Origin of the sequence: Spiribacter halobius (assembly GCF_020883455.1) — a bacterium.
GTDB classification, from domain to species: domain Bacteria; phylum Pseudomonadota; class Gammaproteobacteria; order Nitrococcales; family Nitrococcaceae; genus Sediminicurvatus; species Sediminicurvatus halobius.
This window is the reverse complement of sequence record NZ_CP086615.1, coordinates 3,798,047-3,821,593: the sequence shown is the minus strand read 5'-3', so window position 1 is coordinate 3,821,593 and position 23,547 is coordinate 3,798,047. Positions and strand designations below refer to the sequence as shown.

The 23,547-nt window shown below is 70.2% G+C and carries 20 protein-coding genes, 1 tRNA gene, 1 pseudogene and 1 riboswitch; of the genes and pseudogenes, 16 read left to right on the top strand and 6 right to left on the bottom strand.

Translation table 11 applies throughout. The features are described from left to right. Position 1: 1 nt before the first annotated feature. The 3 genes from LMH63_RS17815 to LMH63_RS17805 form a co-directional block, all read right to left on the bottom strand. A complete protein-coding gene (locus LMH63_RS17815; RefSeq protein ID WP_109675029.1) occupies positions 2-817 on the bottom strand; it encodes an ATP-binding cassette domain-containing protein in 816 nt (271 codons plus the stop codon). Positions 818-925: 108 nt separating this feature from the next. Then, positions 926-1,849 carry a glutathione S-transferase family protein gene (locus tag LMH63_RS17810; RefSeq protein ID WP_146205148.1) on the bottom strand — a complete coding sequence of 308 codons (924 nt, stop codon included), beginning with the start codon at positions 1,847-1,849 and terminating at the stop codon, positions 926-928. A 266-nt stretch (positions 1,850-2,115) separates the two neighbouring features. Then, positions 2,116-2,192, bottom strand: a tRNA-Arg gene (locus tag LMH63_RS17805). 182 nt (positions 2,193-2,374) lie between these two features. Between LMH63_RS17805 and LMH63_RS17800 the strand changes: the two genes are divergently transcribed. After that, positions 2,375-2,878, top strand: a complete 504-nt coding sequence (locus LMH63_RS17800) for a c-type cytochrome (protein ID WP_109675025.1) — start codon at positions 2,375-2,377, stop codon at positions 2,876-2,878. A 94-nt stretch (positions 2,879-2,972) separates the two neighbouring features. On the opposite strand, the gene LMH63_RS17795 is transcribed toward LMH63_RS17800, so the two are convergent. The 3 genes from LMH63_RS17795 to LMH63_RS17785 form a co-directional block, all read right to left on the bottom strand. Next, positions 2,973-4,238, bottom strand: a complete 1,266-nt coding sequence (locus tag LMH63_RS17795; protein ID WP_109675023.1) for a D-amino acid dehydrogenase — start codon at positions 4,236-4,238, stop codon at positions 2,973-2,975. Positions 4,239-4,313: 75 nt separating this feature from the next. Continuing rightward, positions 4,314-5,438, bottom strand: a complete 1,125-nt coding sequence (locus LMH63_RS17790) for a M16 family metallopeptidase (protein ID WP_109675021.1) — start codon at positions 5,436-5,438, stop codon at positions 4,314-4,316. After that, on the bottom strand, positions 5,435-6,508 hold the full coding sequence (locus tag LMH63_RS17785; protein ID WP_109675019.1) for a putative urea ABC transporter substrate-binding protein: 1,074 nt from the start codon (positions 6,506-6,508) through the stop codon (positions 5,435-5,437). The genes LMH63_RS17790 and LMH63_RS17785 overlap by 4 nt, the downstream gene beginning before the upstream one ends. 344 nt (positions 6,509-6,852) lie before the next feature. Beyond that, a riboswitch (guanidine-I (ykkC/yxkD leader) is annotated at positions 6,853-6,953 on the top strand. Positions 6,954-7,044: 91 nt separating this feature from the next. Here LMH63_RS17785 and LMH63_RS17780 point away from each other — a divergent pair. The 15 genes and pseudogenes from LMH63_RS17780 to urtB all read left to right on the top strand — a co-directional run bounded on the left by LMH63_RS17780 (position 7,045) and on the right by urtB (position 23,544). Next, entirely contained in the window at positions 7,045-7,863 is an 819-nt protein-coding gene (locus tag LMH63_RS17780; RefSeq protein WP_109675017.1) for an ABC transporter permease, read from the top strand. A 9-nt stretch (positions 7,864-7,872) separates the two neighbouring features. Continuing rightward, the gene (locus LMH63_RS17775; protein ID WP_109675015.1) at positions 7,873-8,655 is read left to right on the top strand and encodes an ATP-binding cassette domain-containing protein; all 783 of its coding nucleotides are present in this window, start codon (positions 7,873-7,875) and stop codon (positions 8,653-8,655) included. Beyond that, positions 8,648-9,850, top strand: coding sequence for an agmatinase family protein (locus tag LMH63_RS17770; protein ID WP_109675013.1), 1,203 nt, complete (start codon positions 8,648-8,650; stop codon positions 9,848-9,850). Before LMH63_RS17775 ends, LMH63_RS17770 begins: the two co-directional genes overlap by 8 nt. Positions 9,851-9,878: 28 nt before the next feature. Further along, positions 9,879-10,460 (top strand): HupE/UreJ family protein, encoded by a 582-nt coding sequence (locus LMH63_RS17765; protein ID WP_109675011.1) that lies wholly within the window; start codon positions 9,879-9,881, stop codon positions 10,458-10,460. After that, positions 10,460-11,323 (top strand): urease accessory protein UreD, encoded by an 864-nt coding sequence (locus LMH63_RS17760; protein ID WP_109675008.1) that lies wholly within the window; start codon positions 10,460-10,462, stop codon positions 11,321-11,323. The genes LMH63_RS17765 and LMH63_RS17760 overlap by 1 nt, the downstream gene beginning before the upstream one ends. A gap of 9 nt (positions 11,324-11,332) precedes the next feature. Further along, positions 11,333-11,635: an urease subunit gamma gene (locus LMH63_RS17755; protein ID WP_109675007.1), complete on the top strand. Its 303-nt coding sequence runs from the start codon at positions 11,333-11,335 to the stop codon at positions 11,633-11,635. 423 nt (positions 11,636-12,058) lie between these two features. Beyond that, positions 12,059-12,364 (top strand): urease subunit beta, encoded by a 306-nt coding sequence (locus tag LMH63_RS17750; RefSeq protein WP_109675005.1) that lies wholly within the window; start codon positions 12,059-12,061, stop codon positions 12,362-12,364. Beyond that, positions 12,364-14,067: an urease subunit alpha gene (ureC, locus tag LMH63_RS17745; protein WP_109675003.1), complete on the top strand. Its 1,704-nt coding sequence runs from the start codon at positions 12,364-12,366 to the stop codon at positions 14,065-14,067. Before LMH63_RS17750 ends, ureC begins: the two co-directional genes overlap by 1 nt. Before the next feature lie 165 nt (positions 14,068-14,232). Continuing rightward, positions 14,233-14,709 (top strand): annotated as a pseudogene (gene ureE / locus LMH63_RS17740) (urease accessory protein UreE); the annotation flags it as partial. 154 nt (positions 14,710-14,863) lie between these two features. Continuing rightward, entirely contained in the window at positions 14,864-15,544 is a 681-nt protein-coding gene (locus tag LMH63_RS17735) for an urease accessory protein UreF (RefSeq protein ID WP_308443939.1), read from the top strand. Between the two features lie 162 nt (positions 15,545-15,706). Beyond that, a complete protein-coding gene (gene ureG, locus LMH63_RS17730; protein WP_109674999.1) occupies positions 15,707-16,336 on the top strand; it encodes an urease accessory protein UreG in 630 nt (209 codons plus the stop codon). Between the two features lie 396 nt (positions 16,337-16,732). Beyond that, the gene (locus LMH63_RS17725) at positions 16,733-17,737 is read left to right on the top strand and encodes a helix-turn-helix transcriptional regulator (RefSeq protein ID WP_109674997.1); all 1,005 of its coding nucleotides are present in this window, start codon (positions 16,733-16,735) and stop codon (positions 17,735-17,737) included. Positions 17,738-18,204: 467 nt separating this feature from the next. Continuing rightward, positions 18,205-20,190 carry a TonB-dependent receptor gene (locus LMH63_RS17720; protein WP_146205147.1) on the top strand — a complete coding sequence of 662 codons (1,986 nt, stop codon included), beginning with the start codon at positions 18,205-18,207 and terminating at the stop codon, positions 20,188-20,190. A gap of 329 nt (positions 20,191-20,519) precedes the next feature. After that, positions 20,520-21,836, top strand: a complete 1,317-nt coding sequence (urtA, locus tag LMH63_RS17715; protein ID WP_109674993.1) for an urea ABC transporter substrate-binding protein — start codon at positions 20,520-20,522, stop codon at positions 21,834-21,836. Positions 21,837-21,897: 61 nt separating this feature from the next. After that, complete coding sequence (gene urtB, locus LMH63_RS17710) at positions 21,898-23,544, top strand: urea ABC transporter permease subunit UrtB (protein WP_109674991.1); 1,647 nt, start codon at positions 21,898-21,900, stop codon at positions 23,542-23,544. Positions 23,545-23,547: the final 3 nt, after the last annotated feature.

Genomic DNA, 23,547 nt, shown 5'->3' with positions numbered 1-23,547 from the left:
CTCAGGCCACGTAGCCGATGGGCACGCCGAGGCGGGGATGGGTCATCACCCCCATGGGGATGCCGTAGATGCGCTCCAGGCGCTCGGGCTGCAGGATCGTCGCGGGCTCGCCGCGCTCGATGAGACGGCCGGCCTGCAGGGCGATGAGCTCGTCGCAGTAGCGCGCGGCCATGTTGACGTCGTGCAGCACGGTGATGACGGTGAGGCCGCGCTCGTGACTGAGCCGCTGCAGCAGGCCCATGACGTCCACCTGGTGGGCGATGTCCAGGGCGGAGATGGGCTCGTCGAGCAGCAGGCAGCGGGCGTTTTGCGCCACCAGCATGGCGATCCAGGCGCGCTGGCGCTCGCCGCCGGAGAGCGTGTCCACCAGTCGCTCGCTCAGGCCCTGCATGTCCGTCAGCGCCAGGGCATCCTCCACCTGCGCCCGGTCCTCGGCGCCGAAGCGCCCGAGTGCGCCGTGCCAGGGATAGCGCCCGAGGGCGGTCAGCTCGCGCACGGTGAGCCCGGTGGAAGCGGGCAGGCTCTGGGCGAGATAGGCGATCTCCCGCGCCAGGGCGCGCTGGGGCCAGGCGTCCAGCGGGCGGCCGGCAAAGCGGATGTGGCCGCTGCTGCAGGGTTGCTGGCGCGCGAGCAGGCGCAGCAGGCTGGTCTTGCCGGAGCCGTTGTGGCCGATGAGCCCGTGCACCTGCCCGGCAGCGAGGGTCAGATCCACCGGCCCGAGCAGCGTCCGCCCGTCGACGCGGAAGGTGACGTCCTGGAGCGCGAAGAGCGTTTGCGCGGCCGCGGCCTCGACGGTGTACGCGGTGGTGGCTGCCATGCAGGTAATCCGGTCGCCGTGGTTCCAGCGCGCCGCGGGGACACGCCGCCGCGGCTGGCCGCTACACTAACCGCTCGCATTCGCGTTTGCACGCGTGCGGATGAGGCTTCAGGCCCGCAGCCGGTAGCCCACCCGGGGGAAGTGAACGGTGACGGTGCCCGCTTCCGGATCGCGCCGCTGGAGAGAAAGCCGCACGGCGTCGAGGGACTGCAGCGTGCCCTCCACTTCAGGATCGCCCCCCTCACCCTGGGGGCGCACGGCGACCGCATCACCCTGCCGCAGGCCCTGGGGGTTGTCCGCCACGCCGGTGGCAGTGGCCCCCGGCTCGCTGGCGGCGCAGAGGGCCAGCGCCTCCTCCCCCGAGAGTGGCGACTCACTGCCGTGGCCGATGGCCTCCATCCGCAGATACCAGGCAGCGAGCCGGGGATGGGCGTCCACCATGGCGCGACCCTCGGGGTGACGGCCATTGAGGAACCAGCACAGATACCAGGCCTGAGCGTCCCGCTGCCCGGGGCGCCCGCCGCAGAAGTAGTCCGCCCCTGCCGGCAGTGACTGCTCCAGCCAGCGCAACCGCCCCTGGAGCTGCTCGCGCCAGTCGGGCAGCGCCGCCACCAGGTCCTCCAGGCGCGCGCCGGGGCCGAAGTAGATCCGAACCCGGTCCCGTGCGAAGTCCTCCGGCAGGTTCTCGGCCGCAGTACCCAGAACGACCGCCACCGCGGCGCGGAACAGTGGTCCGTCCACCCACTCCCCGAAGGCGAGGGTCAGGCCTGGATCCGGCTCGGGGAAGAGCGTCGGCCGGGGGTAACGGCGCTCCAGCTCGGCGAGGATCAGTGCAGTATCGCAGTAGATATCCGCACCCACCTGCAACACGGGAGTGCGCCGGTAGCCGCCGGTCATGGGGAAGAGCAGGGGCCGCGGCGGTACCCGCGGGATCTCCACCGACCGCCAGGCAACCCCCTTGATGCCGAAGGCGATGCGTACCTTCTCCGAAAAGGGGGACGGCGGGTAGTGGTGCAGGATGAGCTCGGACACGGGGCGGACTCCTTCAGGCGAGTGCGTGACGCCCAAGCATCGAACATCGGGAACCAGGATGCGAGGGCTCTCGCCGGGAGGAGACTGCAGCCCGAGAGGATTGCTCGGGGCTGCGCCCCTCGGCCCTTCGGGCCCGGCCTGCCGGCCGTCCAACCGCGCTTGCGCGCGGTTGTCGAACCGGGGTTGGTTCGTCAGAGGTTCGAATCCTCAGATGCGGGTCCTGACATGCAAAGGGGCCACCCTGGCGGGTGGCCCCTTTGAATGTATGGCGCGCCCGAGAGGATTCGAACCTCTGACCTTTGGCTCCGGAGGCCAACGCTCTATCCAGCTGAGCTACGGGCGCAGGTGCGCTATGTCGGCCGCAAAGTGTAACCGCAAGCCCGTGTGCTGCGATAGCCCCGGACGCGGGGCCGTGCGAGTTTTCGGCCCTGGGCATTACCGCTATACTCGGTGGCCGATTTGTCCGGGGGCCGGGGACTGCGTGCATTCGTACGGGCCCCTACCAGCAATGATCAGGGGAACGCGGTGAGTCACGAGCAGGACAGCATCTTCATCCGGAACTTCATCGGCGTCATCGGCATGCTGGTGGGCGTGACCATCTTGCTCATCATCATCGCGACGGTGCTCTACGAGGCGGATACCGAAGGTCAGCGCGAGCTCGCGATTGAGCGTGCCGAGCGCAACCTTGCCCCGGTGGGCGAGGTGCGGCTCACCGGCGAGCCGATGCCGGCCACCATGCAGCAGGCCTCGGCGGAGGAGGCGAGCGACGAACCGCGCAGTGGCGAGGAGGTGACCCAGGCGGTGTGCATCGCCTGCCATCAGGGCAACTTCCAGAATGCCCCGGCCGTGGGTGACCAGGACGCCTGGGGCGAGCGCATCGGCAAGGGCTGGGAGACTCTGGTGAGCAACGTGTACGACGGCTACGGCAACATGCCGGCCCAGGGCGGATCGGCGACCGAGGAGGAGATCCGCGCCGCCATCGAGTACATGGTCGAGGACGAGACCGGCCTGGAGATCCCGGAGTCCTGACGGTGTAGCGGGCCTAGCCCGCAGCCGCGAATCGGTGAGATATGCGGGCTATCAGTCCGCGCCGCGGCCGGGGCACGTTCCACGGCGCAGACGGCTATCCGCGGTAGCGTTCCAGGCCGAGCCCCTCCAGAGAGATCGCCGGCTCGCACCCCTGCACCACGTCTGCCACCACCCGACCGGCACCGGCGGCGAACGTCCAGCCCAGGTGGCCCGGTCCCGTGTTCAGGAACAGGTTGCGAACCGGTGTGGCGCCCAGGATCGGCGGGCCGTCCATGGTCATCGGCCGCAGGCAGGCCCAGGGGGTGGCCGTCGCCGGGTCCACCGCGGCGGCGAGCCGCGGGAAGCTGGCGAGTCCCTGGCGGATCACCGTCTGCACCCGCTGGGGCCGGATCTCGCGATCATAGCCTGCGAACTCGGCCGTGCCGGCGATGCGCAGCCGATCCCCCAGCCGGGACATGACGATCTTGCGCCCGTCGTCGATGATGGGCAGGGACGGCGCGCCGGGCTTGCCGCCGACGTCGAGCGTGGCCGAGTAGCCCTTTACCGGCCGGATGGGCAGACGCAGCCCCGCCTGGCGCGCGAGCAGCGGCGCCTCGGCACCGGTGGCAAGCACGTAGGCGTCCGCGCGGTGGCGGCACTGGTCCGTGACCACGGCGCCGATCCGGTCTCCATCCCGCTCTAGGCGCTGCACCCGCTCGCCGAGCCTGATCTCCGCACCTCGCTCGGCGGCGAGCGCGCCAAGCCGCTCGGTGAAGAGGCGCGCATCGCCGATCTCGTCCTGGGGGTAGAACAGACCGCCGCAGAGCTCGTCGCGTACGTCGGAGAGTGCGGGTTCCCGGGCTACCACCCCCGCCGTGTCGAGCTGCTCGAAGTCGACGCCGAGCGCCGCCATCAGCTCCGAGGTGCGGAGCGCAGTCGCAAGCTCCGCTGCGCTGCGGAAGATCTTGAGGATGCCCCCCGCGCTGTCGTCGTAGTGCAGCCCGGTTTCGGTGCGCAGCGCACGCATGACCTCGAGGCTGTAGACGGCGAGCCGCGCGTTGACCTGCGTGTTGCGGGCGTGATGGTGGGCGCGGCTGTAACGCAGGAAGCCGAGCCCCCAGCCGGCGAGCCGCGGGATCTGGGTCGGGCGCAGCAGCAGTGGGGAGTCCTCCCGGCCGAGCCAGCGCAGGAGCTGACGGATGGCGGCCGGGGAGTTCCAGGGCTCGGTGTGGCTCGCGTGCAGCATGCCGCCGTTGGCATGGCTGCCTTCCGCGGCCAGCGCCGGCTCGCGTTCGATCAGCGTTACCTCGTGACCGTCGTGAACGAGAAACCACGCCGTGGTGGTGCCGATGACGCCGCCGCCGATGACCAGAACGCGCAAGAAACCCCCCGGGATGCGGATGATGGTTCACCTGAATCGGATTGTACCGGTGAGGATCCGTTCAACGCCTGCGCGTTACAGCGGCTCGGCGACGCGAATGCAGGGCCGGGTCATCCGGGCCGGGGTGGCGTCCGCGAGGCGCTCCAGGACGAGGCGTCGCATCCAGTCCTCGGGCTGCAGACCGGCGAGGCCCTCCATGGCCCGTTGGCGGGCGGCCAGGAGCGCCCGTTCGGCTTCGCTGGGGCCCTCGGCGGCCAGCTCGTCGAGCATGGCTTCCACTCTCGCCGCCACCTCTGCCCCGGCACCCGCGGGGGCCGAGGTGCAAAGCAGGCAGAGCGCGCCCCCGGCGACGACCTCCGTCGCGGCCCGAATGTCGTAGACGCCGAGCCCGGTCTCGCGCAGCCGCCGGAATAGACGGCTGCCGAGGCCGCCGGCCAGCAGATCCGCGAGGGCGGCGGCCGCGCCGCCGTTCGCGGCGGGCAGGGCCCAGACCAGATGGCAGGCGCCCGCCGGCACCGGCTCTGTCAGCGTGCTCACCGGCAGGGGGTCGAGGCTTGGTGGCTGGCCGGCCGGCAGGCGGGCGAGAGCCTTGGTCAGCGGCTGCACGGCGCTGTTGGGCCAGTCGCCGAGCAGGACCAGCGCCAGCCGGCCGGCGTGCAGGCGCTGATCGCGGTAGTCGCCGACACCGGCGGAGTCGAGGTTTCGGATCCCGTCGGGTGTGCCTTCAGGCGCGCGGGCGGCCGGATGGCCTGCCCAGGCGCGGGCGATGGCACGCTGTACGGCCCGCTCGGCAGGGTTGGCGCGCAGGGCGGCCAGCTCCGCCAGCATGGCCGGGCGCTCGGCAGCGATGGCAGCCGCATCCAGCCGCGGCTCCATGAAGGCGTCGGCGAGCAATTCGGCGAGCGCGGCGGCGTCCGCGGCCGGGGCGACGCCGTACAGCCCGCTGAGCTCGCGGCCGGTCTCCGCGTTGACGCGCCCGCCGAGGCCGTCGATGCGGCGATCGCGCTCGGCGCTGCCGGCGAGCCAGAGGTGCTCCAGGCAGTGCGCGAGCCCGGGGCTCGCGGCGGGTTCATAACGGCTGCCGGCCTGCCACCAGATACCGGCGGCTACCCAGGGCAGGGCCCCGGGCCGGCGCAGCAGGGGCAGGCCGTTGGCCAGGCGCTCGGCCGGCCGCGGCGGTGCCGCCGCGGCCGCCGTCACAGCGCGCCTTCGGCAGCCATGCGCATGTACTCCGAGGTGAAGCGCAGTCGCACGTTGCTCTCGCGGCCGAGCACCTCGCCGTCCGGGAACTCGATGCCGATGAAGTCCGGCGAGGGCGCGCCCTCGCCGAGCAGGCCCTGGCGGAAGGAGAAGTCCCGCACCTGGGCCATGGCCTCGCGGGCCTGCTCGCTCTCGATGAAGTCCACCGCCGCGGTGGGCTCGTAGAACATGCGCATGCCGGCGAGCTGGCGGTCGTAGCCCTCCAGGTCCGTGCCCGAGGCCTCGCCGAGCTGCGTGCGGATCTCCCGCGCCTCGGCGTCATCGCCCGACATCAGCGTCATCATCTCGTACCAGGCCCCGACCAGCGCGCGGCCGAGGTCCGGGTTGGCCTCCAGGGCTTCGGTGTTGACCACCAGCAGATCCTTGATGTGACCGGGGATTTCGGAGGAGTCGAACACCAGGTTGGCCTCGGGATGCTCGAGCACGGCGTCCAGCAGCGGTTGCCAGGTGGCGGTGGCGGTCACGGCCTCGTCGTCGAACGCGGCCACCAGATCGGCATCGGAGAGGTTGACCACGTTCACGTCCCGCTCCTGGAGGCCGACGCTGTCCAGGGCCCGGGCGAGCAGATAGTGCGACACCGACAGCTCCACCAGGTGCACGTCCCGCCCCTCGACGTCGGCGAGGTCGTCGCTGCCCTTGAGCACCAGGCCGTCGTTGCCATTGGAGTAGTCGCCGACGATGAGTGCCGTGGTGTCGACGCCGCTGGCGGCCGGAATGGAGAGCGAGTCCATGCTGGTGGCCACGACGCCTTCGAAGGCGCCGGCGGTGTACTGGTTGATCGACTCGATGTAGTCGTTGACTTGGACGATCTCCACCTCGATGCCGTAGCGCTCGGCCCAGCGATCCATGATCCCGGAGTCACCGATGTACTGCCACGGCATCCAGCCGGCGTAGATGGACCAGGCGATGCGGTAGGGCCCGTCATCCTGGGCACTGGCGCCCGGTCCGAACATGAGCGCGCTGGCCACGAGCAGGCCGGTGAGCGGGCGAAGGGGATTGCGGACGGTCATGGGGTCTCTCCCTCGGACGATGGGCGGGCCGATGAAGGTCCATCGGCGTCGGGCAGGACCGTAAGCAACGCGCGTGCCACGGGTCGCTCGGGCAGACGTCCGGCTGCCGTTCGGGGCGGAAGGGCGACGCGCGGCGGGATCATCTCGCACCGCACCGGTGCGCCGGCCCTTGTGGCTGCACCACGCCAGGGCGTTTCCCGGCCCCGGGCTCGGCGGTCGCTGCGCCGAGTCGGTGCAACTGCCTGATCCCTCGACCTATCACGCGTCTGGCACGGCGTTTGCTCCTTTGGTCTCACCAGCCCAGGGGCGTGCCCTGCCAGGCCGCCGACAGCGGCCCGGCGCTGGCGAAGGACGACTAGGGTTCCGGTCCCGGGAGGGATGTCTGGTCCGAGAGTCGTCGCCTCCTGCTGCGGGGGGTACACGGCGGGACAAAAGCCCGGGAGGTCGGCGCGCTGTCCCCCTGGACCCGACACGGCAACGGGAGTTGAGCCCATGCCCGCCCAGACCCCCAGTCACCCCCGCCGCATGGCGAGCCCATGGCCCGCCGGCTGATCAACCGGCGCCCCGGGCGCGTCGGCGCGGTACTGCTCGGGGCGCTGCCGTTCGTCGTGCTCGCCGCGGTCTATCTGAGCGCCTCGCGGGCACGGCTTGCGGCGAATCCGGACGACCGCCTGCTGCCGGCGCCGGGGCAGTTCCTCGACGCCATCGTGCGCATGGCCTTCGAGCCGAGCCGGCGCACCGGCGAGTACCTGCTCTGGACCGATACCCTCGCAAGCCTGGAGCGCATCGGCCTCGGTGTCTCCGTGGCGGCGGTGACCGCGCTCTGCATCGGTATCCTCACCGGCCTGCTGCCCTATGCGCGGGCGGGGCTGTCGCCGGTGGTCAAGGCCTTCTCGCTGATACCGCCGCTCTCGGTGCTGCCGATCCTGTTCATCACCTTCGGTCTCGGCGAGGCCGCCAAGGTGATGCTGATCGTCTTCGGCATTACCCCGTTCATGACCCGGGACCTGCAGCAGCGCACCCTGGAGATCCCGGAGGAGCAGCTGATCAAGGCGCAGACGCTTGGCGCGAGCAGCGGGCAGATCCTGCTGCGGGTGGCGCTGCCGCAGATCCTGCCGCGGCTGATCGAGTCCGTTCGCCTGGGTCTCGGGCCGGCGTGGCTGTTCCTCATTGCCGCCGAGGCCATCGCCGCGGAGGAAGGGCTCGGCTACCGCATCTTCCTGTTGCGCCGGTATCTCGCGATGGACGTGATCCTGCCCTACGTGGCCTGGATCACCCTGATCGCCTTCTCGGCGGACACGCTGCTGCGCCTGCTGCGCCGGCGTGCGTTCCCGTGGACCGCGGCCAGCGCCTAGGGAGCAGCCATGGCCTATATCGAGATCGACAATGTGGCCAAGCGCTATGGGGCGACCGAGGTCCTCGAGCGGCTCAGCCTGACGGTGGATGAGCGCGCCTTCGTGACCATCGTCGGCGCCTCTGGCTGCGGCAAGAGCACCTTCCTGCGCCTGCTGCTCGGCGCCGAGCCGCCGAGCGCCGGCGAGATCCGCCTCGGCGGCGAGCCGCTGCCTGCCGAGCCGGATGCCCGCCGCGGCATCGTCTTCCAGCGCTACTCGGTGTTTCCGCACCTCACGGCGCTCGGCAACGTGCTGCTCGCCATCGAGCTGCGGGAGTCGCGCCTCGGGCGGCTGTTCGGCGCGTCCCGCCGCCGCGCCGTCGCGGAGGGCCAGGCCATGCTCGAGCGGGTCGGCCTCGGCCATGCCCGGGATCAGTACGCCACGGCGCTCTCCGGCGGCATGCAGCAGCGCCTGTCCATCGCCCAGTCGCTGGTGCGCCGGCCGCCGCTGATGCTGCTGGACGAGCCCTTCGGCGCCCTTGATCCCGGCATCCGCAAGGATATGCACGCCCTGATCCTCGAGCTCTGGGAGAACGAGGGGCTGACCATCTTCATGGTCACCCACGACCTCGAGGAGGGCTTCCACCTGGGCACCCGGCTGCTGGTCTTCGACAAGGTCCGGCACGACCCCCAGGCCCCGGAGCGCTACGGCGCCACCATCACCTACGACCTGCCGGTGGCCCGGCGCGGCGAGCCGCCGCCGGAGCTGGCCGGCCTCGACCCGACCCAGCAGGAGGCTCTCCGCCATGCCTAGATACCGTCACCGACCCGCGCCCGGGGCCGGCAGCGCCGGCCGCACGCGCCGGCATCACCCGACCTTCGACCGCACCCAGCTCCAGGGCTGGAGGATGATGCACCGGGAGGCGGAGCTGCCCCACGACGCCTGGGACGCCGAGGAGCGCCGCTGTCTGGCGCTCGGCCTGCAGGGGGCGGACTCCATCGAGGACCGCTCCATCCCCACCTTCGCCCGGGGTGAGCTGCCGCACTTCGCCGGCATCAACACCTTCATGAAGGCGCCCTACTGCGAGGATATCGGCGACGTCGGCCATTACGACGCCGCCGTTCTCGGCGTGCCCTTCGATGGCGGCACCACCTACCGCCCGGGTACGCGCTTCGGCCCCCAGGGCATGCGCAAGATCTCCGCGCTGTACACGCCCTTCAACTACGAGCTCGGCGTCGACCTGCGCGAGCAGATGACGCTGTGTGATGCCGGCGACATCTTCACCATCCCGGCCAACATCGAGAAGACCTTCGACCAGATCTCCCGCGGCGTGGAGCACGTGTTCCGGTCGGGAGCGCTGCCGGTGATCATGGGCGGCGACCACTCCATCGGCTTCCCCTGCGTGCGCGGCATCGCCCGCTGCACGGACAGGCGCATCGGCATCGTCCACTTCGACCGGCATGCGGACATCCAGGAGAAGGACCTGGACGAGCGCATGCACACCACGCCCTGGTTTCACGCCACCGACCTGCCCAACGTCCCTGCCACCAATCTGGTGCAGGTGGGCATCGGCGGCTGGCAGGTGCCGCGCCAGGCGATCAAGGAGGCGCGCAAGCGCGACACCACCATCCTCACCATGCACGACGTCGAGCGCCTGGGCCTGGACAAGGTGGTGGAGATCGCCCTGGAGGTGGCCTGGAAGGACGCGGACGCGGTCTACATCAGCTTCGACATCGACAGTGTCGACTGCGGCTTCGTCCCCGGCACCGGCTGGCCGGAGCCCGGCGGCTTCCTGCCCCGGGAGGTGCTGTACATGCTCGGCCGGGTCGCCGCCGAGGGCATCTGCGGCATGGAGGTGGTGGAGGTCTCGCCGCCCTACGACACCTCCGAGATCACCGCCCTGCTCGGCGTGCGCGCCATCGTCGACGTGCTCGGCGCCACCGTCGCCCACGGCAAGCTCGGCGAGCACCGCAAGCTGCTGCGCGACTACGGCGCCGGCGAGGTCTGAACCCCTTCATCCCGAGAGGAGAACCATCATGCCCATACGTACACCGCTGCTCGCTCTCGCTGCCCTGGCCCTGCCCGGTGCGGCCCTCGCCCACACCGGCCACGATGTCGGCGGCTTCGGCTACGGCTTCGCCCATCCCCTGGGCGGGCTCGACCACCTGCTGGCCATGCTGGCCGTCGGGCTCTGGGCCGCCCAGGCCGGCGGCCGGGCGCTATGGGCCGTGCCGGCGAGCTTCCTCGCACTGATGGCCGCCGGCGGTGGCCTCGCCCTTGCCGGCGTCGGCCTGCCCGCGGTGGAGCTCGGCGTCGCCGGGTCGGTGCTTGCCTTCGGCCTGCTGGTGGCCTGCGCGGCGCGCATCCCGCTGGGCGCCGGCATCGCCCTGACGGGGGCCTTCGCCCTGTTCCACGGCTTCGCCCACGGCGCGGAGATGGCGGCCGGGGCCTCGGCGGCGCTGTACGGGGGAGGCTTCCTTGCCGCCACGGCGCTGCTGCACGCCGCCGGCATGATCGCCGGGCAGCTCGGGCGCTACCGGCTTGGCGCGGTGCTGGTGCGCGCTGGCGGGGCGGCCACCGCGGCGGCCGGCGCGACGCTGCTGGCCGGCCTCGGCTGATGGCCCTGGCCCGGGAGCACTGGCTGTCCCCGGCGGCCGCCACGGCGGAGCCCACAGGCTGGCGGGCGCGGCTCGAGCTCGCCTTTGCCCCGCGCCATGGGCGCACCGAGCTGGTGCATCGCCGCCATGAGGGCCCCCTGCGGGTGCAGCGCAGCTTCCACCCGGAGGGCGGGCCCTGCCACAGCTATCTGCTCCACCCGCCGGGGGGCGTGGTGGGCGGCGACCGGCTGGCGCTGGACCTGGAGGTGGCCGCTGGCGCCTGGGCCCTGCTCACCAGCCCCGGGGCCACCAAGCTCTACCGCAGCCTGGGGGCGCAGTCGCAGCTGGTACAGACCCTGCAGGTGGCCGATGGCGGGACGCTGGAATGGCTGCCCCAGGAGCAGATCGCCTTCACCGGCGCCCGGGCCCGCTCGCTCACCCGCATCGAGCTGCAGGGCGGCGCCCGCTGCATCGCCTGGGAGCTGAGCTGCCTGGGGCGCCCTGCCGCGGGCGAGCGCTTCGCGAGCGGCCAGTACCGCCAGGGCCTCGAGGTCTGGCGCGACGGCCGGCCGCTGCTGCTGGAGCACGGCCGCTACGCCGGTGACGGCCAGGTCCTGGATTCGCCCTGGGGGCTCGCCGGCTGGAGCGCCTTCGCCACCCTCGTGGCTGCCGGCGCCGGGGAGGCCGAGGTGGGGGCGGTACGGGAGGCGGTGACCGGGGTCACCGGTGAGGCCGGCGTGACCCTGCTGGGCGATCTGCTGGTACTGCGCTGGCGCGGACCCGGGACGCTCGCCGGCTACCGGCTGCGCGAGCGTGCCTGGGCGGCGCTGCGCCCGGCGCTGCACGGCCGCGAGCCCTGCCGCCCGCGGATCTGGAACACCTGAGGAGGACCCATGGAGCTGACACCACGGGAGAAGGACAAGCTGATGCTGTCCATGGCGGCCATCGTCGCCGAGCGGCGCCTGCAGCGGGGGGTGAAGCTGAACTACCCCGAGGCCATGGCCTACATCGCCAACGCCATCGTCGAGGGCGCCCGCGACGGGCGCACGGTGGCGGAGATGATGAGCGAGGGCACGAAGCTGCTCACCCGCGAGCAGGTCATGGACGGTATCCCCGAGATGCTGAAGGAGGTCCAGGTGGAGGCCACCTTCCCCGACGGCACCAAGCTGGTCACGGTCCACGAACCGATCGGGTGAGGGGCGGGGACAACCGCAAAGACGCGAAGGGCGCGAAGATGAAGACGGATGGGAATAAACACAACGACACTACGGACACAACGATTCACAAGGGAAGGAATTGTTTTCCGTTCTCGCGTTGTGCCCCGTGGTGCTCGTGGTGTCGTCGTGTTGAATCCCGCGGCGAATACTTTGCCTTCGCGTCCTGCGCGTCCCTGCGGTTGGTCCCTCTCCCGACGACGAACACAGGCGCAGGCTCGGGATTGCAGGCGGTATGAGATTCAACACAACGACACAATGGGCACAACGATCCACAACGGAGAATTGTTCTGTTCCCGCGTTGTGTTCCGTGGTGTCCGTGGTGTCGTTGTGTTGAATCCCCCGGCGATTGCTGCGCCTTTTTCGGTTGGCCGCTTTGCCTGTCAGGAACACAGGAGAACGCAGATGATTCCAGGCGAGATCCTTGCCGAGCCCGGGGAGATCACCCTCAACGCCGGGCGCGAGACGTGCACGGTGACGGTGGCGAATACCGGGGACCGGCCCGTCCAGGTGGGCTCCCACTACCACTTCCACGAGGTGAATCCGGCGCTGCGGTTTGACCGCGAGCAGGCGGTGGGCTTTCGGCTGAACATCCCGGCGGGTACGGCGGTGCGCTTCGAGCCCGGGCAGGAGCGCGAGGTGGAGCTCGTGGCCTACGCCGGTGCGCGGCGGGTGTTCGGTTTCCGCGGCGAGATCATGGGGGAGCTCTGATGGCGAAGATCAGCCGGCAGGCCTATGCGGAGATGTACGGGCCCACCACCGGGGACCGGGTTCGCCTCGGCGACACCGAGCTGTTGATCGAGGTGGAGCGGGACTTCACGACCTACGGCGACGAGGTGAAGTTCGGCGGCGGCAAGGTGATCCGCGACGGCATGGGGCAGAGCCAGCACGGCCGCCACCAGGCGGTGGATCTGGTGATCACCAACGCGCTGATCCTCGACTACTGGGGCATCGTCAAGGCCGACATCGGCATCAAGAACGGGCGCATTGTCGGCATCGGCAAGGCCGGCAACCCGGATACCCAGCCGGACGTGGAGATCATCCTCGGCCCCGGCACCGAGGTCATGGCCGCCGAGGGCAGCGTCGTCACCCCGGGTGGCATCGACGCCCACATCCACTTCGTCTGCCCGCAGCAGGTGGAGGAGGCGCTCATGTCGGGGGTGACCACCATGCTCGGGGGCGGCACCGGGCCCGCCACCGGCACCAACGCCACCACCTGCACTCCGGGGCCCTGGAACATCGAGCGCATGCTTCAGGCCGCCGATGCCTTTCCGATGAATCTCGGCTTCCTCGGCAAGGGCAACGGCAGCCTGCCGGACCCGCTGCGCGAGCAGGTGGAGGCCGGAGCCATGGGGCTCAAGCTCCACGAGGACTGGGGCACCACCCCGGCGGCCATCGACAACTGCCTCGCCGTGGCCGAGGAGTACGACGTCCAGGTGGCGATCCACACGGATACCCTGAACGAATCCGGGTTCGTGGAGGACACCATCGCCGCCTTCAAGGGCCGCACCATCCACACCTACCACACCGAGGGTGCCGGCGGCGGCCATGCTCCGGACATCATCAAGGCCTGCGGCGAGGCCAACGTGCTCCCGTCCTCCACCAACCCGACCCGGCCGTACACGGTGAACACCATCGACGAGCATCTGGACATGCTCATGGTCTGCCATCACCTGGACCCGTCGATCCCCGAGGACGTGGCCTTCGCCGAATCCCGCATCCGCCGCGAGACCATCGCCGCGGAGGACATCTTCCACGACCGCGGGGCGTTCTCCATGATCGCCTCGGACTCCCAGGCCATGGGCCGGGTGGGGGAGGTGATCAGCCGCACCTGGCAGACGGCGCACAAGATGAAGGGCCAGTTCGGCCCGCTGCCGGAGGACAACGACCGCAACGACAACGTCCGCGCCCGGCGCTTCATCGCCAAGTACACCATCAATCCGGCGCTCACCCACGGCATCGCCCACGAGGTAGGGTCCATCGAGGTGGGCAAGCTCGCGGATCTCGTGCTCTGGAAACCCGCCTTCTTCGGCGCCAAGCCCGGGGTGATCATCAAGGGCGGCATGATCGCCGCCGCCCCCATGGGCGACCCCAACGCCTCCATCCCCACGCCGCAGCCGGTGCACTACCGCTACATGTTCGGCGCCTACGGCGGTGCCCTGGCGAAGACCTCGGTGACCTTCGTCTCCCGGGCGGCGCTGGAGAACGGCGTCGCCGAGCGCCTGGGCCTCGGCAAGCGCGCGGTAGCCGTTGCCCACTGCCGCGACGTGAAGAAGTCCGACATGAAGCTCAACGATTGGCAGCCGGAGGTGGACGTCGACCCCCAGACCTACGAGGTCCGCGCCGACGGCGAGCTCCTCACCTGCGAGCCGACGAAGGCGCTGCCGCTGACGCAGCGGTATTACCTGTTCTGATGCTGGGATTATTGGCTTGGCGCGGGGATTCAACACGACGACACAAAGGGCACAACGAATCACAACGGAAGACCCTGCTTTTCTTCTCTGACGTTGTGCTCGTGGTGTCGTTGTGTTGAATCGCTGCGCGCAGCACCGATGCAGAGATATCGGAGAGCGACGACCATGATGAGATTGACCGAGCGACTGCCGCCGGGGGAGGAGGCCGACGCCTCGCTGACGCTGCCTTTCGAGCTGCGGGAGCGCTCGCGGTTTCGGGCCCGGCTGGATGACGGCCGTGAGGCCGGGGTGATGCTGCCCCGGGGTGGGCAGCCGCTGCGGGGCGGCGAGCGGCTGCGGGCCGAGGACGGCACGGTGGTGCGCATCGCCGCCGCCCCGGAGAGCGTCTCCACCGCCTTCCACCGCGATCCGCGAATGGTGGCCCGGGCGGCCTATCACCTGGGCAACCGGCATGTGGCGCTGGAGGTGGGGGACACGTGGGTGCGCTACCGCCACGACCACGTCCTCGACGAAATGGTCACGGGGCTCGGCCTGCGGGTGTTCCCGGAGCGGGCGCCCTTCGAACCGGAGGCCGGCGCCTACGCCCACGGCCACGCCCACGGCCACGGCCAGTCCGGCAGCCATGCCCACAGCCACACTCACAGCCATGGCGATGATCACGGGGCCGGGCCGGACGCCCACTTCGAGACCCACCGCCGCGCCCATGCCGAGGCGGTTGCCCGCGCCGGCGGCGACGCCACGGCCAGCGCGTCCACCAGCGTCTCGACCAGCGCCGGTGACGGCGAAGGGGAAACCGGTGACCGGCGCTGAGGCGATGGCGGAGCTGCGCCTCTGGCAGCTGGTGAGCCCGTCGCTGCCGGTGGGGGCGTACGCCTATTCGGCCGGGCTCGAGACGGCCGTGGAGCAGGGCTGGGTGACGGATGCCGAAGGCCTGGCGGCCTGGACCGGCGGCCAGATCCGGCACGCCCTCGCCGGGCTCGACGTACCGGTGCTGCTGCGCCTGCACCGTGCCTGGGCGGCGGATGAGCCCGCCGCGGTGGCCGCCTGGACCCTGCGGCTGCTGGCCGCCCGCGAGACCGCCGAGCTCCGGGCCGAGGATCGCCATCTCGGCCGTGCCCTGGCGCGGCTTCTGGCGGACCTCGGCGAGCCCCGGGCTGCCGCCTTCGACGTGGATGGCGACGTGACCTGGGCTACCGCCTTCGCCCTCGCCGCCGTGGGCTGGCAGGTAAGTGCCTGGGCCGCGGCCCGCGCCTATCTCTGGGCCTGGCTGGAGAGCCAGGTGGCGGCGGGCGTGAAGATCATCCCGCTTGGCCAGACGGCGGGTCAGCGGGTGCTGCGGGACGTCGCCGCGGAAATGCCGGCGGCCGTCGCCCACGCCGCCACGCTCCCGGACGACGATCTCGGCGCAACCGCACCCGGCGTTTCCCTGGCCAGCAGCTGGCACGAGACGCAATACACGCGGTTGTTTCGAAGTTGAACGGACGCTTTCGGCTTAGCCCAGCGCGGGTCCGCTGGAGGGAATCTGTTGACATCGCAGGATACGGCGTAGGTCGGCAAGCGCGCAGCGCTCGCCGACGGCCGCGCGGAGCACGGCTCCAAAAACCCGAAACACGAAACGGTATCGCCCCAGGAGGCAGCCATGACCCAACCCCGTTCCAACCCCCTGCGCGTCGGCATCGGCGGCCCGGTGGGCTCGGGCAAGACGGCACTGACCCTGGCGCTCTGCAAGGCCCTGCGCGAGCGGCTCTCCATTGCCGTGGTCACCAACGACATCTACACCCGCGAGGACGCCGAATTTCTCACCCGCCACGAGGCCCTGCCCGCGGGGCGGATCGTCGGCGTGGAGACTGGCGGCTGCCCGCACACGGCGATCCGAGAGGACGCCTCCATGAACCTCACCGCCGTGGCCGACCTGCAGAGCCGATTTGGCGACCTGGACGTGGTGTTCATCGAGAGCGGCGGCGACAATCTCTCCGCCACCTTCAGCCCGGAGCTCTCGGATCTCACGATCTACGTCATCGACGTCTCCGCCGGCGACAAGATCCCGCGCAAAGGCGGCCCCGGCATCACCCGCTCGGATCTCCTGGTGATCAACAAGACCGACCTCGCGCCCCATGTCGGTGCGTCGCTGGAGGTCATGGACCGGGACGCCCGCCGCATGCGCGGCGAGCGGCCGTTCGTGTTCACCAGCATTGCCCGGGGCGAGGGCGTCGACCAGGTGATCGACTTCATTCTGCGCGAGGGGATGCTCAGGGACGCGGTGGCCTGAGTCGCATACGCGAACGCAACGTGTTCGCATAAACGCTTTTGTCGCGCTATAGTCTTCAGGGCCTCGCGCCTCGCTGCCGTGCCTCCTGCGGGCGCGCGCGGGGTGCGTGCGCCGCGCGCTTTGCGGCATGCCGGCCCGCTTGCACCACCACAGTAAGGCAGCCCTCGCGACCATGTCCGCCACGAGATTTCGCCTTCACTGGCTGCTCATCGCCTCGTCAATCCCCGTATCTCATCGATTCGCGGCTGCGGGCGCGGACTTGGCGGGCAGTCCGGCGTCGCGCCCGGCCCGCGTGCTCGACATACTGTCGAGTACCCCAGCGCGCCATCTCCCCGCCTTCGTTGCGCGAATCACTGAGGCAGGCGGTTCGAACCCGCGCGCGTGCCGGGATGTGTCATGGCCAGCGTAGGCGCTGCCCGGGACGCCGACAGCCGGGGTGGGCAGATACTGACGCCGGCGGAGCTGTCTGCCTTCGAGACCCGTTACCGGCTGCGCCATCGTTTTGCGCGGGCTGCCAATGATGCTGGCTCGACCTGCCTGCCGGCGGTGGCCGAGGGGCGGGTGGAGGAGCTGGAGCCACGCGACGGCCTGCGGATGGTGGGCTCCGACCTCATTATCCACCGGACCTATGCAGCGGTCGCGCAGCCGGAGGCACCGGCGCACGCCTCGGTGATCGTTCTCCTGCAGGGCACTGCGGAGCTCGAATGTGCGGGAGAGTTGCTGCCGTTGCGGGGCGGTGGGGCAGCTCTGGTCGTCCATCCGGGAGGCGGAGCACTCTCGGCGCTGCACCCGGCCGGCCAGCACATCCGCGCGGTGAATGTCTCCCTGCTCGAGGGCTCACCGCTTCCGGAGCCGACGCTGGCGGCGCGATTCGGCGCGCGGTTTCGGTGCCCGACACCGGGGCTCTGGCCGGTGCCGCTGCCACGCGGGCTCGCGGCGGGGCTGGACGAATGGCTCCGCGGTGGGCGCCGCGCCGCGCTGGCGGAGCTCGAGGCGATGGGGCTTGCCCTTCAGCTACTCGCGCACGCCCTCCCGATGGCCGCGCCGATGGAGCAGTCCGGCGCGCGTCCGGTCCGCGAGCGCGCTCTGCTGGAGCGGGTACGCCAGCGGCTCGAAACACGCCCGGGGGAATCCCACACCCTGGATGGGCTTGCCGCCCTTGCCTGCATGAGCCCGAGCGCGCTGCGCGAGAAGTTCGCTCAGGCCTACGGGTGCTCGGTGTTCACCTATCTGCGGGAACGGCGGCTTACCCTGGCGCGGCGCCTGCTGGAGGAGGGGCAGACGGTCCAGGCCGCGGCCGAGACGGCGGGTTATACCCACCCGAGCAACTTCGCTACGGCCTTCCGCGCGCGCTTCGGTATCCCGCCCCGGGCTGTTCGGCGGATGCGGCACATCGCATAGCTTTCCTGGCGCTGCCCACAGGCACTCGCTTCCCAAAAACGGAATCATTCGCATTGACAGGAGGTGTGTAAACCCAAAACCAATGACTTCAGGGGGGCATCGTGGATCCCATCCGTTTCCTTCGGGCCGGCCTAGCCCGCATATCTCACCGATTCACGGCTGCGGGCGCGGATCTGGCAGGCAGGCCGGCGTTGCGCTCGGCCCGGGTGCTCGACGTACTGTCGAGTACGCCTGCGCGCCCGGACTCTCGCGCGCCTTGTCCTGCCCGCCATCTCCACGCCCTCGCTTCGCGAATCGGTGAGATATGCGGGCTAGGCGCTCGCAACGCGCCGGCCACTGTCTGCGCAACCTTGCTTGCCATTTCACCCGCGGTGCTTGGTCAGTCGCAAGGCACCTCATCAAGCCCGTCCGAGGCCGCGGAGGACACCCCGGGTCAGGGGCAGGCCCTCCGGGTGGAGGCCATCGGCGTGACCGCGGCCCGTCCGGGCGGGACCGCGGCCGATCTCACCCGCGCCACCACCGTGGTCGATCGCGAGACCATCGAGCAGCAGTCCGCCATCAGCCGCGATATCGGCGACATCCTCGGCAAGACGGTCCCCGGCTTCGGCATAAGCACCGAGGGTTCGACCAATTTCACGCAGAATCTGCGCGGCCGGAACTTCCTCGTGCTCGTGGATGGGGTGCCGATCTCGACCCCCCTTCGTGACAGCGCCCGCGATCTGAAGATCATCGATCCCAGTGCGATCGAGCGCATCGAGGTGATCCGCGGCGGGACAGCGGCCTTTGGCTTCGGCGCCACCGGCGGCCTGGTGAACTACATCACCCGTGACCCGGGCCGCGAGGCGCTCAGCAGCTTCGCCGAGGCGGGTATGCGGTTCTCCACCGAGCATCCGGACGGGTCTTTACAGGGCCACGCCAGCCTTGGCGTCTCCGGCCAGCGCGGGGGCGTCGACTTCATCCTCAACGGCAGCTTCGCACAGCGCAATGGCTTCTTCGACGCCGACGGGGACCGCATCCCGCCGGATCCGCTGGGTGGCCAGGGCGGCCTCGCCGACTCGGACGAGAGAAACGTCCTCGGCAAGCTCGGTTACGACTTCGACCAGGGCCGTCAGCGTCTGGAAGTCATGGTCAACAGCTACGACATCGAGCAGGACACCGACTTCGTCACCTCCGCAGGTGACTTCGGCGAGCGCGAGAAGGCGACGGCGGTTCCCGGCGAACCCCTGGGCAATCAGGGCCGTACGGAGAACGAGCTGGTCAACCTCACCTACACGAACCGGGACATCGGGGGCAGCAGCGTCGACCTCCAGGGGTACTATCAGGATTACCTGGCGACCTTTCCCATCGATCCCGACTTTCTCGCAGGGTCAACCAACGAGGCGGAGAAAACCGGTGCCCGGCTGACGATCGACACACCGGTGCTCGGCGACCCCGCGGGCCCTCGAGTCCAATGGGGCGTCGACTACCTCAACTCGGAGACGAACGAAATCATCGTTGGGGACAACCCCTTCGGTACGGCGTCCGTGCCGTTCGTCGAGCAGGACGCCGTTGCGGGTTTCGCCCAGCTGGAGCTGCCCGTGGGCAGTATCGGTACGATCACCTCCGGGGTGCGCCACGAGGAAATCCAGCTGGACGTCCCCACGTTCTCGGGGCCCGGGGGCACCGTGCAGGGGGGCGAGCTCGACTATTCGGAGACGCTGTTCAATGCCCGGGGGGTGGCCTTCATCACCGAGAACATCGACCTCTTCGGTGGCTTCTCCCAGGGTTTCACGGTGACGGAGGCGATCGGCGAGCTGCAGTCCGCGGCCTCGGCCTGGGCGGGGGGCGGTGGATCCGCCGAGGACCTCGATCCCGAGGCCCAGAAGGTGGATCACTATGAGCTGGGGCTGCGCGGCAGCTGGGACAGGATCGAGGGCTCGCTGGTCGGCTTCTACTCGGAGTCCGATCTCGGCACCACGTTCGAGGGCTTCGCCCAGCCCGTTCGCGAGCCCGAGGAAATCTTCGGCGTTGAGCTGAGCCTCGAGGCGGAGCTGAACCCGCAGTGGTCCGCGGGCGGCACCGTCACCTGGGCGGACAGCAACACGGACGCGGACGGCGACGGCGATCTCGACGAGGAGCTGCCGACGCGCCGGGTCCCGCCGGTCAAGATTACCGGCTTCGCGGAGTACAGCCCGTACGGCTGGTGGCGCAACCGCCTGCAGTTGCTGTATTCCGGTGACCGCGAGCCGGACGGCGCCACCAACTTTGCCGGCACGCCGGACGAAGTGGACTCCTTCGTGATCTTCGACTATCACGCCGGCTTCGACATCGGGCCGGGCGAGCTGCAGCTCGGCGTCGAGAACCTGCTCAACGAGGACTACTTCCCGGTGGCGGCCCAGTCGTTCGGCACCGACAGCGCCTTCGCCCAGGGCCAGGGGCGGACCGTGAGCCTCAGCTATCGCGCCGAGTGGTGACCGCGCCCAGCTGACGGGAGAGTGCCCGCCGAGTGGCCCTTCCCGTCAGTAGCGCATGCCTGCCTCCCGCCTGAACTCTCCCCCACGCCGGTGGCGTGGGGGAGCGGGCGAGCGACCAGCGCTGCACCAGAATGGTGACCCCGCCCTGGCCGCCGCCCCATCTTCGGGCATCCACATGCCGCCGGCCGCGCGCAGATCGTCGGCGAACCGCGCTGCGTCTGCGGTTCCCTCGGCTGGCACGTCTGCTGCAATGCAACGTCCGGCCGGGTCGCCATCGCCCCAGGGTGGCGCGCCCGCGGTCGCTACCGCACAGACGAGGGAGCTGAACAATGACCGAGCAACGGTTGCGCGCGCATTCGCCGCGTCGGGCACTGGTGGCCGGGGCGCTCGCCCTGGCCGGACTCACCGCCGGCCCCGCGATGGCCCAGGACGACCCCATCCGGGTCGGTATCCTGCATTCGCTCTCCGGCACCATGGCCATCAGCGAGACCACGCTGAAGGAGACCGTGGAGATGCTGATCGAGCAGCAGAACGCCGAAGGCGGGCTGCTCGGTCGCGAGCTGGAGCCGGTGGTGGTGGATCCGGCCTCGGACTGGCCGCGCTTCGCCGAGCAGGCGCGCCAGCTGCTCTCCGAAGACGAGGTGGACGTCATCTTCGGTGCCTGGACCTCGGTCTCGCGGAAGTCCGTGCTGCCGGTGGTGGAGGAGCTGAACGGGCTGCTCTTCTACCCGGTGCAGTACGAGGGGGAGGAGTCCTCGGAGAACGTGTTCTACCTGGGCGCGGCGCCGAACCAGCAGGCGATCCCCGCGGTGGATTACCTGATGAACCAGGTGGGCGTCGAACGCTGGGCCCTCCTTGGCACCGACTACGTCTACCCGCGCACCACCAACAAGATCCTCGAGCAGTACCTGCAGGACAGCGGCGTCGCCGCCGAGGACATCATGATCAACTACACGCCTTTCGGGCACTCCGACTGGCAGAGCATCGTCTCCGAGGTGCGCGAGTTCGGCAGCCAGGGCAAGAAGACCGCGGTGGTCTCCACCATCAACGGTGATGCCAACGTCCCCTTCTACACCGAGCTCGGCAATCAGGGCGTGTCCGCCTCGGACATCCCGGTGGTGGCCTTCTCGGTGGGTGAGCAGGAGCTCTCGGGCATGGACACCGAGCCGCTGGTGGGGCATCTCGCCGCCTGGAACTACTTCATGAGCGTGCCCACCGAGGAGAACCTGGACTTCATCCAGGCCTGGCACGAGTTCCAGGGCGACACCGACGCCGTCACCAACGATCCCATGGAGGCCCACTACATCGGCTTCAACATGTGGGTGAAGGCGGTGCAGCGGGCCGGCACCACGGACGTGGACGCGGTGAAGGAGGCCATGATCGGCGTCACCGTGCCCAATCTCTCCGGCGGCTATGCCGCGATGATGCCGAACCACCACGCCACCAAGCCGGTGATGATCGGCGAGATCCAGCCCGACGGTCAGTTCGCCGTGGTCTGGGAGACGCCGGGTGAGGTGCCGGGGGATGCCTGGTCGGATTACCTCCCCGAGAGCGCGGACATCATCGCCGACTGGCGCCGACCGCTCGCCTGCGGCAACTACAACGTGGCCACGGCCACCTGTTCCGGCCAGGACTACGGCGATTGAGCCGCCGTCCCCGGGTGCGGCCCGCCAGCCGGCGGGCCGCACGCCTGCGGAGTGCGAACCCATGCAGTCATTCCGATACCGCCCGCAGCCGCGAATCGGTGAGATTTGCCGGCTGGCGCTGCTCGCCCTGGTGCTCTGCCTGCTGGCCGTGCCCGCCGTGGCCCAGCCGGATGACGAGGCGTTCGCCGATCTGGTGCGGCAGCTGAACGCGGACAGCTTCCCGGCGAAGTCGGCGGCGGCCGCCGCCGTGGCGGAGAGCGGCCATCCCCGGGCCGAGCCCGTGCTGCGGGCCCTCTCGGAGAGCCGTCTGTTCTTCCGGATCCGCGGCGGTGACGTCGTGATCGCCCGCGAGACGGAGGACGGCTACGCCCTCACGGATCCGGTGACCGGCGAGCCCGCGGGCGAGGCCACCCGCTACGAGATTCGCCGGGTGGTGATCAACAACGCCATCCGCGGCGAGATCCAGGATCTGCTGGCGGTGGCCGGCCTGAACAGCCCCGAACCGGCGACCCGGGAGGCGGCGGTGGATCGGCTGCTGTCGAACCTGAGTCGGGAGGCCACCAACCTCATCCGCGCCGCCATCGAGGACGAGCCGGTCGCCACCATCCGCGAAACCATGGCCGTTGCGCTGGCCCTGTCACGTCTGGAGGCCGAAGACCCGGCGGTTCGGCTCGAGGCGGTCGGTGCCCTCGAGGGCGCACTGCAGGATCGCGTGCGCAATCGGCTGCGGGATGTGGCCGAGCAGGACCCGGATCCCGCCGTGCAGCGGCGTGCCGCCGAGGTGCTGACCAGCATCGAGAACGAACGGGCCTGGTGGGGTCTTGCCGAGCAGGTGTTCTTCGGCCTGTCCATGGGGTCGGTGCTCATGCTGGCGGCATTCGGGCTCGCCATCACCTTCGGCGTCATGGGCGTCATCAACATGGCCCACGGCGAGCTGATCATGATCGGCGCCTACACCACCTACGTGGTCCAGCAGCTGATGCCGAACCACATCGACGCCTCCATCCTGGTGGCGATCCCGGCGGCGTTCCTGGTGGCCGGCGCCTTCGGCGTTGCCATCGAGCGCGGGGTGATCCGCTTCCTCTACGGTCGGCCTCTGGAGACGCTGCTCGCCACCTTCGGCCTGAGCCTGGTGCTGCAGCAGCTGGTGCGCACGGTGTTCTCGCCGCTCAACCGGCAGGTGAACACCCCGAGCTGGATGAGCGGCTCCCTGGAGCTCAACCCGGTGTTCACGCTGACCCTCAACCGGCTCTACGTGATCGCCTTCGCGCTGGCGGTGTTCTTCGTGCTGATCGCCGTGTTCAAGCGCACCACGCTGGGGCTTCGTGTTCGGGCGGTGTCCCAGAACCGGGCCATGGCGCGGGCGGTGGGCGTGAGCTCGGCGCGGGTGGACGCGCTCACCTTCGGTCTGGGTGCCGGCGTGGCCGGGCTCGCCGGCGTGGCGCTCTCCCAGCTCACCAACGTCGGCCCCAACCTCGGCCAGGGCTACATCATCGACTCCTTCCTGGTGGTGGTCTTCGGCGGCGTCGGCAACCTGTGGGGCACCCTCGTCGGCGGGCTCACCCTCGGGGTGCTGAACAAGTTCCTGGAGCCCCAGACCGGCGCGGTGCTGGCCAAGGTGCTGGTGCTGATGTTCATCATCCTCTTCATCCAGAAGCGGCCGCAGGGGCTCTTCCCGCAGCGCGGGCGCGCGGCGGCGGAGGGCTGAGCG